Source organism: Oleiphilus sp. HI0067 (assembly GCF_001635735.1).
On record NZ_LWFI01000326.1, the window covers coordinates 1 to 1,511 of the forward strand.

General features: G+C 44.8%; 2 protein-coding genes. Both read right to left on the reverse strand.

Annotated elements, in window-relative coordinates:
- On the reverse strand, positions 1-407 hold a 407-nt coding region (locus A3739_RS03910; protein WP_231876998.1), incomplete at its 3' end, for a TRAP transporter small permease subunit.
- A 29-nt stretch (positions 408-436) separates the two neighbouring features.
- Positions 437-1,477 carry a TRAP transporter substrate-binding protein gene (locus A3739_RS03915; protein WP_231876999.1) on the reverse strand — a complete coding sequence of 347 codons (1,041 nt, stop codon included), beginning with the start codon at positions 1,475-1,477 and terminating at the stop codon, positions 437-439.
- Positions 1,478-1,511: the final 34 nt, after the last annotated feature.

Below are 1,511 nucleotides of genomic sequence, written 5' to 3' on the forward strand. Positions count from 1 at the left end.
CCAGGGTCACCACTTCCCTCACCAATTGAATAGGCATCATGCGCAAAACTCGCTCCGTAATAGGTAACAAGTGCGACAAAAGGGAAAATGAAAGTCAACGCACCCACTAAATTCACAATAGCCTTACGCTGATCACTCCAGCCTTCGTAAAATATATCAACACGAACATGACCATCGCGCTGCATGGCGTAGGGGGTTCCTAACAAAAATACAGCCGCAAATAGATGCCACTCGAGCTCTTGCATGCCTATAGAGACATCATTAAAAACATAACGCATCACCACGTCGTAAAAGACGTTTAATAGCATGAACAACATCAAGATGCAGGCCACAAAGCCACATAGCGAAGTTGCCTTACGGCAAAACCAATCTAATCGTTCAATCATATAGAAAAAAGCCCGAACCAAGGTTCGGGCTCCTTATACTCACTTCTTACTTATTTTGTACTTTCAAGATACGCCTTGTCTGAAATCAAGGTCCAATCTCGTACTTTCGCCATATATTCTTGCTGGGAAGCAAGAACTTTCGCGGCAAACGGATCTGCTGCTGCATTCTCTTTAAGAAGCTCATCGTTTGCCTGAATAATGGCTGACATCACTTCTTCAGGGAAAGTTTTTACTAGAATGTTTGGATACTCTTCCTGCATCGTCGCCCAATTCTTACCACTTTCGTGCGTAGACTGGATATACATGTCATAGGCTGCTGTACGCATGGCGATACGCAATATTTCTTGCAGGTCTGCCGGCAAACCTTCAAAAGTTTTACGATTCACTAAGAACTGCAATTCAGCACCAGGCTCATGCCAACCGGTATAATAGTAAGGTGCGATTTTATGGAAGCCCATGCGCAAATCGAGAGATGGACCTACCCACTCAAGCGCATCAATAGTGCCTCGTTCAAGTGCTGTATAGAGCTCTCCCGGTGGGATATTCGTCGGTTTCGCACCGAGCTTTGCAAGCACTTCACCAGCAAAACCTGGGATACGCATTTTAAGACCTTGAAGGTCATCTAGCGTTTTGATTTCCTTCTGGAACCAACCGCCCATTTGGTTAGACGTGTTACCGCCTGGGAAAGACATTAAGTTGTGCTGAGAGTACAGTTCATCCATCAACTCCATACCACCACCGTAATAGAACCAGGCATACTGTTCTTGCGCCAACATTCCAAATGGCATGGTCGTGAAATACATCGTTGCAGGGATTTTCCCCTTCCAATAATAAGAAGCCGAATGCCCAAGGTCATACNGGCCTGACTTCACCATATCAAAAACACCAAAAGGCGCTTTATGTTTGTTGGAAGAATCTATCGTAATCTGAAGGCGTCCGTCGGACATCTTGTCGACTAGTGTCGCGAGGTTTTTTGTAGCATCGCCAAAAATAGGGAAATTCGGTCCCCAAGTTTCAGCAAGCTTAAGAGTAATTGTTTCTGCTTTCGTTTCTACAACTGCTTGCTCTTGTGCTTGTTCGGCACATGCAATCAAGGTAACGAAACTAGCAACAAAAAGGGTTTTA